Here is a 16,583-nt window from a genome sequence, read left to right on the forward strand (position 1 = left end):
GAATACCTCGCACTCAGGCTTTGCGACCGCTTCGCAGTCGAACGCAGCCTCGCGAGCTCGGCAGCTGCTACAAGGTTTTCGCCAAGGCGACATTGTTGCAATCCAGCGCCAACCGCGCCCCACCCATTTCACTGCTCCCCACCTCAAGCGTAAACCCATGCAGGCTGACAATCGCCGCGACGATCGACAGCCCCAGCCCGAAACCGCTTTTAAGATTGCCTGCCTCGGCGCGATAGAAACGCTGGAACACCGCGTCACGCTCAGCCTCGGGAATGCCCGGGCCGGAGTCGAGGACTTCGATGCGGGTATGTCCGCCTTCATCTAGGCCACGCAAGATCACCTGGCCACCGGGCGGGGTGAATTTGATCGAGTTGCTCAGCAAGTTGGCCAACGCTTCGAACAGCAGCGCGCGGTCGCCATGGAGCGGCGGTAAGGTTTCGGGCAATTGAAGTTCAAACGTCAGGCCGTCGTCTTCCGCCAGGGGCAGATAGAACTCGTGCAGTTCCTGTAGCAATGACACCGGATCGAGTTGTACGAAGCCAGATCGGCGCTGGCGATCCTCCAGTTCGGAAATCCGCAGCAAGCCACGAAACCTCGCCATCAGCGTGTCGGCCTCGCCGAGCACCAGATCCAGCTGCGCCGCTTGCGCCGAACCTTCACCGGCCTGCTGTTGCATGCGGTAAAGCTGCGCGCGCAAGCGGGTCAGCGGGGTGCGTAGGTCATGGGCAATGTTGTCGCACACGCCTTTGACCTCGTGCATCAAGCGCTCGATGCGTTCGAGCATGGCGTTGACGATGGCGGCGAGCATGTCCAGTTCATCCCGGCGATTGGACAGCGGCAAGCGTCGGGTCAGGTCGCCGGCGACGATGGCTTCGGCGCTAGCTTGTATCGCACGGATCCGCCGTAGCGGACGGCGGCGCAATAGGTGCCAACCGACGATGCCCGGCAGGATGGTCAGGGTTACCCCCCAAAACAGCGCGTGGAGGATGATCCGGGTCACGGCAAACAGCGAACCGTTGTCGCGCACCAGCACCAACAACAGGCCGTCCCGGGTCTGGGTCGCCACGGCGTCGCAGCTGTCATTGGGCAGCGTCGGGTCGTCGGAGTCGGCGCAATCGCTGAGCATGTGGATCTTGCCGTCCAGCGGCAGCCCATGGGGGATGTGGTCCAGCGCACCGCTCAGGTAACGGCGCTGCTGATCGAACAGGCCATAGCCGTCGATGCCGCGGATGTCGAAGGTCATGCTGACGGCGAGGGCGTCCACCAGTTGTTCGCCCTGGAACCGCGAGAACAAATGCTGACGCTGCATCAGCGAATGCTTGGCCAGGTTGTCCAGGTACGCGGACACCTCGAAGTACATGACCCCCATCAGAATGCCGCTCCAGACCACGAACAGCGCACTGTACAGCGCCAGCAAACGACTGCTGGAAGAACGCCAGCCTTTAGACGGGTTCGGCAATGACATAACCCGAGCCTCGCACGGTTCGAATCAATGGGACATTGCCAGGTGGATCGATCTTTTTGCGCAGGCGGCCGATGTGCACGTCGATGAGGTTGGTGCCAGGGTCGAAGTGATAACCCCAGACCTCTTCGAAAATCATCATCCGCGACAGGATCTGCCCGGTGTTGCGCATGAGGAATTCCAGCAGTTTGTATTCGGTGGGCAGCAGCGTGAGCAATTGACCGTCGCGGCTGGCCTCGTGGCTGATCAGGTTCAGCTCAAGATCCGCCACCCGCAGCGTGGTGGCCTGGGCGGTCACGGTGTTCTGCCGACGCAGCAGGACTTCGACCCGGGCGGCCATTTCATCGGTGGCGAAGGGCTTGGTCAGGTAATCGTCACCGCCCGCGCGCAAACCACGCACGCGCTCATCGACGTCGGAGAGGGCACTGATCATCAGAATCGGCGTGGCCACGCCCATGGTCCGCAGCGTGGTGACAATCGCCAGGCCATCGAGCTCGGGCAGCATGCGGTCGAGGGTGATCAAGTCATAGTTGCCGCTGACCGCGCGCTCCAGCCCTTCACGGCCATTGTCGACCCAGTCGACGTCGAGGCCATGGCTGCTCAATTCGGCGACGATTTCACGGGCGGTCACGGCGTCGTCTTCGATGGTCAAGATGCGGGTCATAGGGCTGGCCTGATTTAATGTTCACAACGTTGTGCTGCATTTTGCCAAGAAATGATCGCAGGCTTTCTAAATAAAAGTTCATGGACAATGAAAAGATCGCAGCCTTCGGCAGCTCCTACAGGGAAATGCGTTTTAAATGTAGGAGCTGCCGAAGGCTGCGATCTTTTGATCTTTTGATCTTCTGGTCAGTGCATAAAACCCGTTGAGCATAACGGTTCCTTGCAAATTGCATGGGTTATGGAAGTTCAATGTTTATAACTCGCTGAACCATAACGATTTATTCAAAGTGCGCGTCTGGCACGGTGACTGCAATTGCTCCTTTGAGAGTTGTAACACCATTTTTCTGCCTGGAGCGATACAACAATGAATAGATCCTCTGATGGTTTCTATCCTGCCGTAGAAGAATCAACGACGCTCTCCGGCGTGTCGTGGGGGGCGATTTTCGCCGGGGCCGCGGCGGCTGCAGCGTTGTCGCTGATCCTGGTGCTGCTGGGGTTCGGCTTGGGCTTCTCGGCGGTTTCGCCTTGGGCGAATGAAGGCGTGAGCGCCAAGAGCCTGGGCATTTCCACCATCGTCTGGTTGGCGTTCACGCAAATCGTGGCGTCCGGGCTCGGTGGCTACATCGCCGGCAGACTGCGGGTGAAGTGGGCCTATATGCATGGTGATGAAGTGTATTTCCGCGACACCGCCCATGGTTTTCTGGCGTGGTGCGTGGCAACACTGGTGACAGCCACGCTGGTGGCCGGTTCGGTCAGCAGCCTGGTGGGCGGCGGGGTGCAGGCCGGTGCAAACATGGTCGGTGGTGCTGCCACTGCGGCCACGCAAGCGGCGGGGGCTGCGGCGGGCAATGCTGACAGCGATCAATACGGCTATTTCATTGATAGCCTGTTCCGCGATGATCGGCCGGCCGCTGTCAGCGATGACGCCGCCCGGGGTACGGTCACCCGGATCTTCGCACGCTCCCTGAGCAACGACGGGCAACTGGCTGCCGAAGATCGGGCCTACCTGGCACAACTGGTCGCGCAGCGTACCAACCTGACGCAAGCGGACGCGGAGCGTCGTGTCGATGAAGTCTATGCCCGCACGCAAAAAGCCGTGGCCGACGCCAAACTCGCTGCGCAACAAGCGGCCGACACTGCCGCCAAAGTAGCGGCCTGGACCACCCTCTGGATGTTTGTTGCGCTGCTGGCCGGTGCATTTTTCGCCAGCCTCGCCGCGACCTTCGGTGGCCGTCGCCGGGATGCCGTGGTGTACCTGGAAACCGACACCTACGTGAACACCCCAACCATTCGTTAAACCAGGAGAATCATCATGCGTTCATTACTGTTGTTCTTTCTCGGTGTACCGATCCCGATCATCATCCTGATCGCTCTGTTCATGCATTGATCGACTGAGGCTCGTGCCTCTGCCGCTTCTGCCTTTGGTGGAAGCGGCGATTTTGTTTATGCAGGGCCGGTATAGGGGATGTGCAAACACAGCCGTTTATCTTCTATATACCTGTGCTGGATTGAATTTCTTGCTATAAACGCACTCCGATATCCACCTCAATGCCTGCCACAGAGCATTTTCGAGGCTTTGTCGGACAAATTCGCTGTCTTTTCAGTTGCTGAGGCCTCAAGTCGGCCTTAGACTGCCGCCCCTCGTAAATTGAGTGCCGGGTGGCGCTTGGTATAAACGGCGCCTTTCCGATGACCTTCACAGGTTGGCCGGAACGCTCCCTAATTCGCCTTAATGCACGTTTTTTTATAGAGATATCAATGACAAAGGACAAGTTGCTGGCCATGCCGGCGGATGACTACATGAATGCCGAGCAACATGCTTTTTTCTCCGAGCTGTTGCAGAACATGAAAGTCGAAACCCATGAGCGCATCGAACAGAACCGCATCGCCATCGAGAGCCTGGACACCCCGGCCGATCCGGCTGACGCGGCTTCCGTTGAAGAAGAGCGCACCTGGCTGGTGAACGCGATCGATCGCGACCAGCGCATGCTGCCTCAGTTGGAACAAGCCCTTGAGCGCATCAAGGAAGACAGCTTTGGCTGGTGCGACGACAGCGGCGAGGCCATCGGCCTCAAGCGCCTGCTGATCAGCCCGACCACCAAATACTGCATCGAAGCTCAAGAACGTCACGAGCAAATCGACAAGCACCAGCGTCAGGCCTGATTCTGCGGGGTAGCCCATTCGATATGGGTTGCCTTTGAAAAGATCGCAGCCTTCGGCAGCTCCTATAGGGTTCGCGTGAATCCGTAGGCGCTGCCGCAGGCTGCGATCTTTGCTTTTTGACGTCTGCACAAAACCCCGAACTTCTATTGATCTACTGCAATGCCCGCGACTAAAGGCTCATAGATAATGGCTTTATAGTGGCGTTTAATGCGAAGACAACAATTAGAAGATGCGTGGGGTGACAACGATGGCGAGGGACGAGTCTCTGGTTGCGGCAGTGCCTGCACCGGTGTTTTTACCGAAGAACCGCTGGTTCGCACCGACGCTGCAAAGCATCGCCCTGGTGCTGTTGCTGTGTGGCATGACGCTGGGGGGCTGGTCGCTTTACCTCGGTCTGCCCGTGGCCGTGCTGATTATCTGGTTGCCCCGCCTGCGTTCGCGGGCCATCTCCGAAGTCGCACCTCTCGATACGTCAAGCGCCATTTCCACGCTGACCCGCGATCTTTCCTACACCACCAGTCACAATGCACTGTCAGCCGCTGGCGTTGCCTTCTCGGTCAAGCAATTGGCCGACAAGCTGCAATCGCAACTCGGCGCTGCCGCGCAAATCGTCAGTAACGCTGAAGTCATGATCGCTACCGAACATGCCACGTCGATCCTCAGTCGCGAGGCGCTGACTGCTGCCAGTGAGGCCCATCAGAGCGGGGCTGCGGGGCGGACGGAACTGATCGAGTCGATTGCGCGCATGCATCAGCTCAGCCAGCGTGCCAACAGCAGTCGTGAGTTGATCGAAGCCTTGAGCCTGCGCAGTGACGATATCCAGCGTGTCACCCTGGTGATTCAGTCCATCGCCAGTCAGACCAACCTGTTGGCGTTGAACGCAGCGATCGAAGCCGCACGCGCCGGTGAGCACGGTCGTGGTTTTGCGGTGGTCGCCGACGAAGTTCGCGGGCTCGCGGCACGTACGGCCACGGCGACGGGAGAAGTCGGGGAAATGGTAGCCGATATCCAGCAGCGCACGGCACAGGTGGTGGAGCAGATTCGCCAGCTGTCCAGCGACCTGGATACCGGGGTCCAACAGGTTGAACACACCGGGCAGCACCTGGAAAACATCGCCCGGCTGGCTGCCAGCGTCGAAAGTCAGGTTGGCGAAATCGCCCGTGGCGCCGACACCAATCGCGAGCAACTCGATAGCCTGTTCCATGCCATTGAACAAATGCGTAGCGACCTGGCCATCAGCGACCAGCAAACCCGGCGTCTGGCCGACGCGGCGGTGCAGATGGAAGGCCAGGCCGAAACCATCAGCGAGCGCTTGGCTGAAGTCGGTCTGGATGACTATCACCAACGCATCTATGACCTGGCCCGGGAAGGCGCCAGCCAGATTACCGCGCGATTCGAAGCAGACATTGATGCCGGTCGGATCAGCCTCGATGACCTGTTCGACCGTCAGTATCAGGCAATTCCCAACACCAGCCCGGCAAAGTTCCACACTCGTTTCGACCGTTATACCGATCAGGTCTTGCCGCCAATTCAGGAGCCGTTGCTGCCTCGTCACGAGGGGTTGGTGTTCGCCATCGCCTGCACTCAGCAAGGCTACGTGCCGACCCATAACAGCGTTTTCAGCCAGCCACTGACCGGTGATGCACAGGTCGATACCGTGCAAAACCGTACCAAGCGCAAGTTCGCCGATCGCACCGGGATCCGCTGTGGCAACCATCAACAACCGGTGCTGCTGCAGACCTACACCCGTGATACGGGTGAGCTGATGCACGACCTGTCGGTGCCGATCATGCTCAAAGGCCGGCATTGGGGTGGTTTGCGCTTGGGCTATAAGCCAGAAAAACCGCGCTAGTCCATCCAGTTTGGCGAACGATTGTTACTAACCCTGCAATTAATCTGTGCAGGGTTTTTGCTTTTTCCTCGCGGCGAACCTAATTAACATATCTATTAATTAGGTTGCTAACGAAATGCGAGAGGTCAGCATGCAAAGCAAAGTTGATGTCGCGGTGATGATCGGCAGCGGCGTACCCGCCAGTTTGCGAGCGTTGGGGCAAAGTGTGTGCTGGGTGGTGCTGCTCAACGGTGAGCGCCGGGGGACGGCATTTTCCAGTCGCACCGAGGCAGAGGAGTGCAGGGCTGCCTGGTTGGCGCAATTGAACGCCAACACCTCAGACAGCCTGCATTGAGACTGAAGCTAGTGAACCTGATGCATCCGCAGGTTGAGGTCGTCGACCACCCGCGCCCAGTCGGCATCTTCGCGCAGTTGTTCTTTCAGGAACCCTGCCTGCTGCGGCGTCCAGAACTCGGCATCGATGAGCTTCTTGTCATCGGGCAGCGGCGAATGGCTGGCAATGAAATCGTCGATAGCTTTCTGGGTGGAGTCCAGGCCGAGCTGGTCGAACAAACCTTTCAAGTCGTGGGTCGGTGATTCCATCTTCATCTCCTTGCAGATAATCGGTCGCGTACGAGGGCTGAGCGACGGCTCCCTACTTCTGAGCGAGCCGTGTATCAGGAAGTTCGAAAGCGATGTTCAAACGCAGCAATGAGCATAGACGCCACACACCGGGGTATCAGGCTTTCAATGCACCGGCGTCGACGGCAGCCTTCAGTTCCCGGGCGGATTCCTGGGCCGCGATGGCGGCGACTTCAGAGTTCTTGAACCAGCGATCTTTTTCAACCTGGTGATAGGTCACGGCTTTTTGCGGTGGCTTGGCGCGCATGACAATCACTGCCTGGAACTCGCCTTCGATTTCTCTGGCTTCGCCCCGGATAAAAAACTCGCCGATATCAAATTCCGTCACGTCGCAGCCTTCCCTTGGAAATATATTGTTGTGTTCAACGTCGTCCTCTTTGGCGGGACGCGTTTGATTGGTCGGGCAGTATGGCAGCAGTTGCAGGCCGGCGGCTGAGTAAAGTCGCCGGCACGACGAAACGTTTTAACGCTCAGATGCAGCCAATGGCTCAAATGCGCGACTCAAGTGAGCGGGCAAGGGCGCAGGCGTCGTTGTGATTTCCACGGAAACCTCTTACATGTCCCGTGGAAACTTCCTTGATATGGAAAAACGCATTCCCGGCCAGGATCACCTGAAACCTTGGCGGCTGCAGGTCCGGCAGGTGCATCTCCGGGTGTTGCAATGGCACGGGAAACAGAGGCGAAGGGTTGCCGGAGCAGGGCGCTTGAGGATGGGCGAAGTGTGTCATCGTGCACATATGAAGTCCTTTTCGTTGTTTTGCCGACGTATGTACGTCGTTATGGGTAGTCTCGGTGAGCATCGCTGCTCTAGAATCACCGTCACTGGTGGGTGATTGATGTTTATCTAAAGCAATTTTTGGCTGGCGATATGTCAGAAAAGTGCTTTTTTTTGAGAGTTTTTTCCCTGAAGTTGATAGTCCGTATTTCTCTGGCCGTAAGAAAGGCGTTTTCCTTCAACCTTTGACGAATGCCAGGCAAGGCGACACGAGCGACATTCCAGTAGTCTGCTCAAGTTTCGTGATGGATGAGACCTCTGCTCATTCAGACTTTCAACCCGGGTCTTTTGGTTTCATTTTCGGCATTGCCGCTTTTTTCGGCTGTGCGCTTCTTTCGCGTGCAGCATCATTTTTAGATGTGGGGATGTTTCCTTGGCAGTAAGTAATCTCGATATGCATGCTTTGTTCGTTCTGGGTGATTTGCGCGCAAAGCTGGTCAAGTTGTTTCAATCTCGTTTCGTCTACATCACCGAGCAGAGTGCTGAAGGCATTTACGTTGCCGAGATCGACACCGAATCGGCACTGGTGGTGGATGACAAACCGGGGCTCAAACTCAAGGTTGGCGACCACTTCAGCGCTTCGGTATTGCCCAGCCGTGAAGGCGGCAAACTGGAAATCAAATTCCGCGAAATCAAACTGACGGTCTATGGCCTGGGCGACTATGCCTTTGTCACCACGGCCGATGGCCAGGCCATCTTGTTCAAGGAAGGTCATAGCGTGGTAACGGTGTTTGCCGCCCACCAGCAATTGCAGGAAGGCCTGACCAAAACCCTGAAAGCGGTCACCGCCAAGGCAGCCAAATGGCGCAAAGGCGAGCTGGTGACGTTCAAGGCCAGCGAGTAATGACCCAGACCCGCGCCGACTTCCACGAACAGAATCACGCTGGCGCGCAAGCCGAAGCCTTGCGATTGTTCGAGCAAAAAACTGTTCTGCAGGGGGGCTGGCTGAATTGGGTGGCATCACAGCTCTACGCGTTGCGTCCGGCGGAGTACGCCAGCATGGTCAGAAGAGAGCTGGCACGCTTGCAGGAAATTTCTGAAAACTGATCCACGCCCCTCGAAAGCAGGAACCTCTACTACAGTCAGTTGACTGATTATTCAGAGGCTTTGCGGTCTTCTGCCAGGCCATCCTGCGATTGCTGTGAACAGCACGAGGTGCAAAAGCATGAAAGGTTTTCGACAGCTGCTGGCTGCGGTATTGGCTACTTGCGCATTGTCGGCGTCACCGGTTCCGGTACTGGCGGCCCAGACACCCATTCATTTTGCCGACCTCAATTGGGAGAGCGGCAGCCTGATCACCGATATCCTGCGGATCATCGTCGAGAAGGGCTATGGGCTGCCGACCGATACCTTGCCGGGTACGACCATCACCCTGGAAACCGCCCTGGCCAACAACGACATCCAGGTGATCGGCGAAGAGTGGGCCGGGCGCAGTCCGGTGTGGGTCAAGGCCGAGGCCGAGGGCAAGGTCGTCAGTCTCGGCGACACGGTCAAGGGCGCCACCGAAGGCTGGTGGGTACCGGAATACGTGATCAAGGGCGACCCGGCCAAAGGCATCAAGCCGATGGCGCCGGACTTGCGCAATGTCAGCGATCTGCCCAAGTACAAGGATGTGTTCAAGGACCCGGAAGCCCCGAGCAAGGGACGCTTCCTCAACAGCCCCATTGGCTGGACCTCGGAAGTGGTCAACAAGCAAAAGCTCAAGGCCTATGGGCTGGACGACAGCTACGTGAACTTCCGCAGCGGTTCAGGGGCGGCGCTGGACGCGGAAATCAGTTCGTCGATTCGACGCGGTAAACCGGTGCTGTTCTATTACTGGTCGCCCACGCCGCTGCTCGGTCGCTTCAAACTGATCCAGCTGGAAGAGCCGCCATTCGACGCCGAAGCCTGGAAAACCCTGACCGATGCCGACAACCCCAATCCACAACCCACCCGCTCATTGCCTTCGAAGCTGTCGATCGGCGTGTCCACGCCATTCCAGAAGCAATACCCGCAGATCGCCGAATTCTTCGCCAAGGTCGATTTCCCGATCGATCCTTTGAACAAGGCCCTGGCCGAAATGAGCGAGAAGCACACCGCGCCGCGTCAGGCAGCCGAAGACTTCATGAAGAAACATCCGGACGTGTGGAAGGCCTGGGTGCCCAAGGATGTGGCGGACAAGGTGTCTGCCGAGTTGAAGTGATGCGGCGAGTCTGACACCGCTATCGCGAGCAGGCTCGCTCCCACAATGGTTCACGGTCGTTCGCAAAATCTGTGATCACTGAAGAACCCCTGTGGGAGCGAGCCTGCTCGCGATGCTTTTTTCTGCGTCACCCCACGTTTGTCAGGTTGTGCACTAACGGTCGTGCACATCAAAAAATGCCGACTAGGATGATTTGACCAAATCCCTTTCAAGGATCCTCAACCATGACCTTTGCGTTGGCTCAATGGCTGGTGACGATATTTGCGGCGATTGCTCTGGTTCACGTTTATTGGGCGCTGGGCGGCGAATGGGCCGCGGTGGCGGCCGTTCCTCAAGTGCCGCAAGAAGGCGGCACGCAACTACGCCCGGCGTTCAAGCCGCGAGGCTGGCTCACGCTGCTGGTGGCTGCAGCCCTGATGGTGATTGCCCTGTTGGTGTGTCTGCGGGTCGGCTGGTGGCTGCCGCAGGTGCATCATCAAGTGTTGCAGTGGGTGATCAGTGCCATCGCGCTGTTGCTGTTCGCCCGGGCGATTGGCGATTCGGAACTGGTGGGCTTTTTCAAAGAGGTCAAAGGCTCCAGGTTTGCCGGGTGGGACACCTGGGTGTATTCGCCGTTGTGTGTGGTGTTGGGCGGTGGGTTGCTGGCGGTGGCGTGGATTTGAAAGCTAAGATCAAAAGATTGCAGCCTTCGGCAGCTCCTACAGGCTGCGATCTTTTGATCTTTTGATCTATTGGTCAACTACCACTCTCAGTCCGTCGACTACTCACCTCGGCCGGCACATCGTCCCCGGCCATGCGCTTACGAAAAAGCGCCGCCCGCGCCAGCAGCAAGGTCGTTACCGGTACGGTGATCGCCAACAGGATCGGGATCAGCCAGGCATGCAGCACCGGCGCCGATTTCAACGCCGAAAAGTAAATGATCGAAGCCAGTGCCACGCACCACGCGCCCAGGGTCGAGGCCAGGGCTGGTGGGTGCATGCGCTGGAAGTAGTCCTTCATGCGCAGCAATCCCGTGGCACCGATCAACGCGAACAGGCCGCCCAGCACCAGCAGGATCGCCACCGGGATTTCCACCCATAGAGACAGTTCTGCGTTCATTCGATCACCTCGCCGCGCAGCAGGAACTTCGCCAGGGCAAACGAGCCGACGAAGCCGAACAGCGCAATCAGCAGCGCCGCTTCAAAGTAGGTGTCACTGGCATAGCGAATGCCCAGCGTCAGCATCATCAGCATCGCGACAATGTACAGATAGTCCAGCGCCAGAACCCGGTCCTGGGCCGAAGGGCCTTTGAACAGGCGGATCAGGGTCAGGATCATCGCCACGGAAAACAGGAACAGACTGAAAACAATCGCATTCGACAGCAGGGCGCTCATTCGAAAATCTCCATCAGCGGACGCTCGTAAGTCGTCTTGAAGTGTTCAATGAACTGCGCTTCGTCATCCAGATCGAAGACGTGCAGCAACAGAATGCTGCGGTCCAGCGCCAGTTCCGACCAGACCGTGCCGGGCACCACGGTGCAGATCATCGACAGCGTGGCCAGGCCATTGGCATCGCGCAGGTCCAGCGGCACCTTGATGAAGCGTGAGCGCGGCGGCCGACGACCGGCATTGAGCACGCTCCAGGCGACGGCGAGGTTGGACACCAGCACATCACGACCGACCACGAGGAACAGGCGCAGGATCACCCCCGGCCGGCGAATGCTGATCGGCAACGGGCGCAGTTTGCGCATCATCAGCGGCGCGCAAAAACCCAGCGCCGCGCCCAACAGCAGGTTGCCCGGGCTCATCGACAGGTTCAGCACCAGCCACAGCAGCCACAAAGCCAGCGACAACCACGGCGCAGGAAACAGACGCTTCATGGTTGCACCTCCAGCAATGCCGCCCGGGCTTCGGGACTCGGCACCGCGCGGGTGCCGAGCACGGCCATCACGTATTGTTGCGGGTTGTTCAAGGCGTTGGCGGCCGCCTGGGTGTAGCGCAACAGCGGCTCAGCCTGGAAGGTCAGCGCGATGCTCAAGCCCAGCAAGGCGAAAATCGGCACGCACTCAAAACGCCGCAGCACGGGCGATGGGCGCTCGGCCGGGGTCCAGAAACGCTGGATGCCCAGCCGCGAGAAAGCCACCAGTGACGCCAACCCCGAGATGATCAGCAAGGCCAGCAAACCCCACGCAGCATTCGAAATCGGTGCGTCACTGCCATTGCCCAGGCCCAGGGGATTGAGCAGTGCGCTGAGCAGCCCCAGTTTGCCAATGAACCCGGACAGCGGCGGCATGCCGATGATCAGCAGCGCGCAGGCGATGAAGCTCAGGCCGAGGAACGCCATGGTCCAGGGAATCACTTGGCCGACCACGGCTTTCTGCTCGTCGTCGAGGTTGACGCCCTTGGCCGGATGCAACGATTCCAGGGGCCGTGGCAGCATCTCGTTTTCGTCTTCCAGCGGAATTTCGTTGGCCGAGCGCGAGCGTTCGATCAGTTCGGCCAGCAAGAACAGCGCGCTCAGGGCCAGGGTCGAACTGACCAGATAAAACAACGCTGCGGCAATCAGGTTCGGCTGGGCGAAACCGATGGCCGACAACAGAATCCCTGCCGACACCAGAATGCTCAGGCTGGCCATGCGCTCCAGGCGTTGCGCGGCGACGATCGCCACGGCGGCGCAAAGGATGGTCACCATGCCGCCGTAAATCAGCCAGTCACCACCGAAATACGCCGACGCCCCGGCCTGACCGGAGAACAGCAAGGTCCACAGGCGCAGCAGGGTGTAGATGCCGACCTTGGTCATGATCGCGAACATTGCCGCGACCGGCGCGCTTGCCGACGAATACGCCGGCACCAGCCAGAAATTCAGCGGCCACATGCCGGCCTTGGCCAGGAACGCCACCGCCAGAATCCCCGCGCCTGCATGCAGCAGGCCGCGATCGGCTTCCGGCACCAGCGGGATTTTCAGCGCCAGGTCGGCCATGTTCAGGGTGCCGGTGACGCCGTAGATCAGCGCCGCACCGATCAGGAACAGGGTTGAGGCCAAGAGGTTGATCGAGATGTAATGCAGCCCCGAAGACACCCGCGCTCGGCCGGAACCGTGGAGCATCAGGCCGTATGAGGCGGCCAGCAACACTTCGAAGAACACGAACAGGTTGAACAGGTCCGCCGTCAGGAACGCGCCGTACAGGCCCATCAACTGAATCTGGAACAGCGCATGGAAACTCGAACCGGCACTGTCCCAGCGCGCCATGGCAAACAGCAGGGCACACACGCCGATGATGCCGGTGAGCACCAGCATTAATGCCGACAGCCGATCGACCACCAGCACCAGGCCAAACGGCACCTGCCAGTTGCCCGGCAGGTACACGCCGATGGAGCCGGGCACGCCGGTGGTTTGCGTCCATTGCAGCAGTAACAAAGAGATGCCCAGGCCCAGCAGGCTGGAGAACAGATTGATTTTGGCTTTGAGCGGGCGGTGTTTCTCGCCGAGCATCAGCATGATCGCGGCGGTCAGCAGCGGCAGCAGGATGGGCGCGGCGATCAGGTGCGTCATTGCATTCATTCTTTAGGCTCCCGGCCATCCACATGGTCGGTGCCGGTCAGGCCCCGGGAGGCCAGCAAAACCACGAGAAACAACGCGGTCATGGCGAAGCTGATGACGATCGCGGTCAACACCAGTGCCTGGGGCAACGGGTCGGTGTAGTGCAGCAGGTCCTGCGGCACGCCGTCCTTGATGATCGGCTCCTTGCCGATGAACAGGCTGCCCATGCTGAAGATGAACAGGTTGACGCCGTAGGACAGCAGGCACAGGCCCATGACCACCTGGAATGTCCTTGGACGCAGGATCAACCACACGCCGGACGCGGCGAGGACGCCGATGGCGATTGCGATGACTTCTTCCATCAGATGGCCTCCTTCATGGCGACGGGTTTAGGCTGGGCCGCGGTCTTGTGACCCCGCACCGATTGGTGGGCGAGAGCCGTGAGGATCAACAGCGTCGAGCCGACCACCACCGCGTACACGCCCACGTCGAAGAACAGCGCGCTGGCCAGGTGAATGTCACCCAGCAACGGCAAATCGAAGTGCCAGGTGTGCGTGGTCAGGAACGGATAACCGACCACCATCGCACCGAGGCCGGTGAGGGTGGCGAACAGCAGGCCAACGCTCATCCAGCGCAGCGGTCGCAGGCTCATTTGCGCTTCGACCCATTGGGTGCCGGCCACCATGTATTGCAGGATGAACGCCACCGACATCACCAGCCCGGCGACAAACCCGCCACCCGGTTGGTTGTGCCCGCGCATGAACAGGTAGAACGACACCACCAGTGCAATCGGCAACAGCAGGCGCACCAGCACCGCCGGCACCATCATGAAGCCGAGCGCGGTGTCGCTGGCGTGACGCGGGTTGACCAGGTCGGTGACCACGTCGGGCGCGAGCAAACGCTGCTGGGCCGGCAGTTGCAGGCTTTCTTTCGGTGGGCGGAAACGCCGTAGCAGAGCGAACACGGTCAGCGCAACGGCCGCCAGTACGGTGATTTCGCCGAGGGTGTCGAACCCGCGGAAATCCACCAGCATCACGTTGACCACGTTGCTGCCGCCGCCTTCGGGCAGGGCACGGCTGAGGTAGAACGAGGAAATGTCGTTGGGTGTCTGGCGCGTCAGCATCGCGTACGAAAGCACCGCCATGCCGCCACCGACCACGGTCGACAGCAGCAAGTCGCGGATACGGCGGATGCGCGCCTTGCGCAGGCTGCTCGGCAATGGCGAAACTTCTTCGATCCGCCGTGGCAGCCAGCGCAGGCCGAGCAGGATCAACACAGTGGTCACCACCTCGACCACCAGTTGCGTCAGGGCCAGGTCCGGCGCCGAGAACCACACGAACGTCACGCAGGTCATCAGGCCGCAAACACTGACCATGGTCAGGGCCGCGAGACGGTGATACTTGGCCTGATACGCCGCGCCCAGCGCGCAGACGATCGCCAGCAACCACAGGATGACGAATACGATCGAGCCCGGAATCTTCGGCCGGTCGCCCCAGTGCAGGCTGCTGTGCAACATCGGGATCAATCCGGCCAGCACGGCGGCGAGCACCATCAGGAACAGTTGGGTTTGCAGGCGGTTGGTGCTGATTCGGCGCTGTAGACGACGGGCCAGGCGCATCTTGAGCATCAGTGTCAGTTCGAACAGGCGCTTGCCGTTGAATCGCCCCACGAGTGGCGGATGGCTGAAACGACCGCGCTTGAGCTGGTTGCGCAGCAGCAGGTAGAGCACTACGCCGCAGGACATGGCGATCAGGCTCATGATCATCGGCGCGTTCAAGCCGTGCCAGATGGCCAGGCTGTATTCGGGCAATTGACCACCAACCACCGGTTGCGCGGCAGCGGCGAGCAGCGGGCCGACCACTTGCGCCGGGAAGATCCCGACCACCAGGCAGGCGAACACCAGCAACTCGACCGGCGCACGCATCCAGCGCGGTGGTTCGTGCGGGGTGTGAGGCAGGTCGGTGGCGGGCGGGCCGAAGAACACGTCAACGGTGAAGCGCAGGGAATAGGCGACACTGAAAGTCCCGGCGATGGTCGCGACGATCGGCAAGGTCGCTTCGACCCAGGCCGTAGCGTTGATGAACACGGTTTCGGCGAAGAACATTTCTTTCGACAGAAAACCGTTGAGCAACGGCACGCCGGCCATCGAGGCGCTGGCGACCATGGCCAGGGTGGCGGTGAACGGAATCAGTTTGACCAGCCCGCTGAGTTTGCGGATGTCGCGGGTGCCGCTTTCGTGGTCGATGATCCCGGCGGCCATGAACAACGAGGCTTTGAACGTGGCGTGGTTGAGGATGTGGAATACCGCGGCGACGGCGGCCAGCGGACTGTTCAGGCCCAGGAGCAGGGTGATCAGGCCGAGGTGGCTGATGGTCGAATAGGCCAGCAAACCCTTGAGGTCGTTCTGGAACATCGCGCAGTAAGCACCGAGCAACAGGGTGCAGGCCCCGGCGCCGCTGACGATGTAGAACCATTCTTCACTGCCGGACAGTGACGGCCAGAGCCGCGCCAGTAGAAATACGCCGGCCTTGACCATGGTCGCCGAGTGCAGATAGGCCGAGACCGGAGTCGGCGCCGCCATGGCGTGGGGTAGCCAGAAATGGAAAGGGAATTGCGCGCTTTTGCTCAGCGCGCCGATCAGGATCAGGGGTAGCAGGATGGGGTAGAGGGCATGAGCGCGAATCAGATCGCCGGCGGCCAGGACCTTGTCCAGGTCATAGCTGCCGACCACATGGCCGAGCAGCATCACCCCCGCCAGCAGGCACAACCCGCCTGCACCGGTGACCATCAGCGCCATGTATGCGCCGCGTCGCGCATCGGCGCGGTGGTGCCAGTAGCCGATCAACAGGAATGAGAAGAGGCTGGTCAGCTCCCAGAAAAACACGATCTGGATCAGGTTGCCGGAAATCACCAGCCCCAGCATGGCGCCCATGAACGCAAGGAAAAACGCGAAGAAGCGCGGCACTGGATCGTTCGGCGACATGTAGTAGCGGGCATACAACGACACCAGCGTGCCGATGCCCAGCACCAGCATCGAGAACAGCCAGGCGAAACCGTCCATGCGCAAAACGAAGTTCAGGCCCAGGCTGGGCAGCCACATGAACTCTTCGCGGATCACGCCGCCATGGGCGATTTGCGGGTACAGGAGGGCGACCTGGACGGTGCCGATCAGGGCAACCAGACCAGCCAGCAGCGATTCGGTATTACGCGCATTGTGTGGCAGCACCGCTGCCAGACAGCTGCCTATGAAAGGCAGAAGCAGTAGAACTATCAGGGACATAGGCTTCTAATCTGCGGAAGTTTGTGAAGCATCATACGTGCCAGCTCCCGGATCACCAAACGCCAA

20 protein-coding genes are annotated in these 16,583 nt (G+C 59.7%); 8 read left to right on the forward strand and 12 right to left on the reverse strand.

The window, feature by feature from the left end; genetic code table 11:
• Positions 1-67: 67 nt before the first annotated feature.
• Together KVG88_RS25685 and KVG88_RS25690 are read right to left on the reverse strand one after the other, a co-directional pair.
• Complete coding sequence (locus tag KVG88_RS25685; protein WP_217873127.1) at positions 68-1,465, reverse strand: sensor histidine kinase; 1,398 nt, start codon at positions 1,463-1,465, stop codon at positions 68-70.
• A complete protein-coding gene (locus KVG88_RS25690; protein WP_020796732.1) occupies positions 1,443-2,126 on the reverse strand; it encodes a response regulator transcription factor in 684 nt (227 codons plus the stop codon). The genes KVG88_RS25685 and KVG88_RS25690 overlap by 23 nt, the downstream gene beginning before the upstream one ends.
• A gap of 363 nt (positions 2,127-2,489) precedes the next feature.
• On the opposite strand from KVG88_RS25690, the gene KVG88_RS25695 reads away from it, so the two are divergent.
• The 4 genes from KVG88_RS25695 to KVG88_RS25710 all read left to right on the forward strand — a co-directional run bounded on the left by KVG88_RS25695 (position 2,490) and on the right by KVG88_RS25710 (position 6,474).
• The gene (locus KVG88_RS25695) at positions 2,490-3,422 is read left to right on the forward strand and encodes a hypothetical protein (RefSeq protein ID WP_217873128.1); all 933 of its coding nucleotides are present in this window, start codon (positions 2,490-2,492) and stop codon (positions 3,420-3,422) included.
• Between the two features lie 461 nt (positions 3,423-3,883).
• Positions 3,884-4,288: a TraR/DksA family transcriptional regulator gene (locus tag KVG88_RS25700; RefSeq protein WP_007907888.1), complete on the forward strand. Its 405-nt coding sequence runs from the start codon at positions 3,884-3,886 to the stop codon at positions 4,286-4,288.
• A 628-nt stretch (positions 4,289-4,916) separates the two neighbouring features.
• A complete protein-coding gene (locus tag KVG88_RS25705; RefSeq protein WP_437179969.1) occupies positions 4,917-6,140 on the forward strand; it encodes a methyl-accepting chemotaxis protein in 1,224 nt (407 codons plus the stop codon).
• A 130-nt stretch (positions 6,141-6,270) separates the two neighbouring features.
• Positions 6,271-6,474: a hypothetical protein gene (locus tag KVG88_RS25710; RefSeq protein WP_150701444.1), complete on the forward strand. Its 204-nt coding sequence runs from the start codon at positions 6,271-6,273 to the stop codon at positions 6,472-6,474.
• Between the two features lie 8 nt (positions 6,475-6,482).
• Here KVG88_RS25710 and KVG88_RS25715 read toward each other — a convergent pair whose 3' ends face one another.
• The 4 genes from KVG88_RS25715 to KVG88_RS31215 form a co-directional block, all read right to left on the reverse strand.
• Entirely contained in the window at positions 6,483-6,722 is a 240-nt protein-coding gene (locus KVG88_RS25715) for a DUF2789 domain-containing protein (protein WP_150701445.1), read from the reverse strand.
• A 136-nt stretch (positions 6,723-6,858) separates the two neighbouring features.
• Entirely contained in the window at positions 6,859-7,089 is a 231-nt protein-coding gene (locus KVG88_RS25720) for a hypothetical protein (protein ID WP_150701446.1), read from the reverse strand.
• 160 nt (positions 7,090-7,249) lie between these two features.
• On the reverse strand, positions 7,250-7,498 hold the full coding sequence (locus KVG88_RS25725; protein ID WP_150701447.1) for a hypothetical protein: 249 nt from the start codon (positions 7,496-7,498) through the stop codon (positions 7,250-7,252).
• A 312-nt stretch (positions 7,499-7,810) separates the two neighbouring features.
• Positions 7,811-7,936, reverse strand: a complete 126-nt coding sequence (locus KVG88_RS31215) for a hypothetical protein (protein ID WP_263597376.1) — start codon at positions 7,934-7,936, stop codon at positions 7,811-7,813.
• On the opposite strand from KVG88_RS31215, the gene KVG88_RS25730 reads away from it, so the two are divergent.
• The 4 genes from KVG88_RS25730 to KVG88_RS25745 all read left to right on the forward strand — a co-directional run bounded on the left by KVG88_RS25730 (position 7,931) and on the right by KVG88_RS25745 (position 10,380).
• Complete coding sequence (locus tag KVG88_RS25730; RefSeq protein ID WP_177434434.1) at positions 7,931-8,380, forward strand: hypothetical protein; 450 nt, start codon at positions 7,931-7,933, stop codon at positions 8,378-8,380. The two genes, KVG88_RS31215 and KVG88_RS25730, sit on opposite strands and share 6 nt — an antisense overlap.
• On the forward strand, positions 8,380-8,583 hold the full coding sequence (locus tag KVG88_RS25735; protein ID WP_150701448.1) for a hypothetical protein: 204 nt from the start codon (positions 8,380-8,382) through the stop codon (positions 8,581-8,583). Before KVG88_RS25730 ends, KVG88_RS25735 begins: the two co-directional genes overlap by 1 nt.
• Before the next feature lie 118 nt (positions 8,584-8,701).
• On the forward strand, positions 8,702-9,718 hold the full coding sequence (locus KVG88_RS25740; RefSeq protein ID WP_217873130.1) for an ABC transporter substrate-binding protein: 1,017 nt from the start codon (positions 8,702-8,704) through the stop codon (positions 9,716-9,718).
• A 224-nt stretch (positions 9,719-9,942) separates the two neighbouring features.
• A complete protein-coding gene (locus tag KVG88_RS25745; protein ID WP_150701450.1) occupies positions 9,943-10,380 on the forward strand; it encodes a DUF3995 domain-containing protein in 438 nt (145 codons plus the stop codon).
• A 73-nt stretch (positions 10,381-10,453) separates the two neighbouring features.
• On the opposite strand, the gene KVG88_RS25750 is transcribed toward KVG88_RS25745, so the two are convergent.
• The 6 genes from KVG88_RS25750 to KVG88_RS25775 are packed head-to-tail and all read right to left on the reverse strand — an operon-like array spanning position 10,454 to position 16,517.
• Positions 10,454-10,816 carry a Na+/H+ antiporter subunit G gene (locus KVG88_RS25750; protein ID WP_217873131.1) on the reverse strand — a complete coding sequence of 121 codons (363 nt, stop codon included), beginning with the start codon at positions 10,814-10,816 and terminating at the stop codon, positions 10,454-10,456.
• Complete coding sequence (locus tag KVG88_RS25755) at positions 10,813-11,091, reverse strand: K+/H+ antiporter subunit F (protein WP_150701452.1); 279 nt, start codon at positions 11,089-11,091, stop codon at positions 10,813-10,815. Before KVG88_RS25755 ends, KVG88_RS25750 begins: the two co-directional genes overlap by 4 nt.
• Positions 11,088-11,576 carry a Na+/H+ antiporter subunit E gene (locus tag KVG88_RS25760; RefSeq protein WP_150701453.1) on the reverse strand — a complete coding sequence of 163 codons (489 nt, stop codon included), beginning with the start codon at positions 11,574-11,576 and terminating at the stop codon, positions 11,088-11,090. The genes KVG88_RS25755 and KVG88_RS25760 overlap by 4 nt, the downstream gene beginning before the upstream one ends.
• Complete coding sequence (locus KVG88_RS25765; protein ID WP_217873132.1) at positions 11,573-13,258, reverse strand: monovalent cation/H+ antiporter subunit D; 1,686 nt, start codon at positions 13,256-13,258, stop codon at positions 11,573-11,575. The genes KVG88_RS25760 and KVG88_RS25765 overlap by 4 nt, the downstream gene beginning before the upstream one ends.
• Positions 13,255-13,599, reverse strand: a complete 345-nt coding sequence (locus KVG88_RS25770) for a Na+/H+ antiporter subunit C (protein WP_007986256.1) — start codon at positions 13,597-13,599, stop codon at positions 13,255-13,257. Before KVG88_RS25770 ends, KVG88_RS25765 begins: the two co-directional genes overlap by 4 nt.
• Entirely contained in the window at positions 13,599-16,517 is a 2,919-nt protein-coding gene (locus tag KVG88_RS25775; RefSeq protein ID WP_150701455.1) for a monovalent cation/H+ antiporter subunit A, read from the reverse strand. Before KVG88_RS25775 ends, KVG88_RS25770 begins: the two co-directional genes overlap by 1 nt.
• Between the last annotated feature and the right edge of the window lie 66 nt (positions 16,518-16,583).

The sequence above is a fragment of the Pseudomonas azerbaijanoccidentalis genome (assembly GCF_019145495.1).
Lineage (GTDB): Bacteria > Pseudomonadota > Gammaproteobacteria > Pseudomonadales > Pseudomonadaceae > Aquipseudomonas > Aquipseudomonas azerbaijanoccidentalis.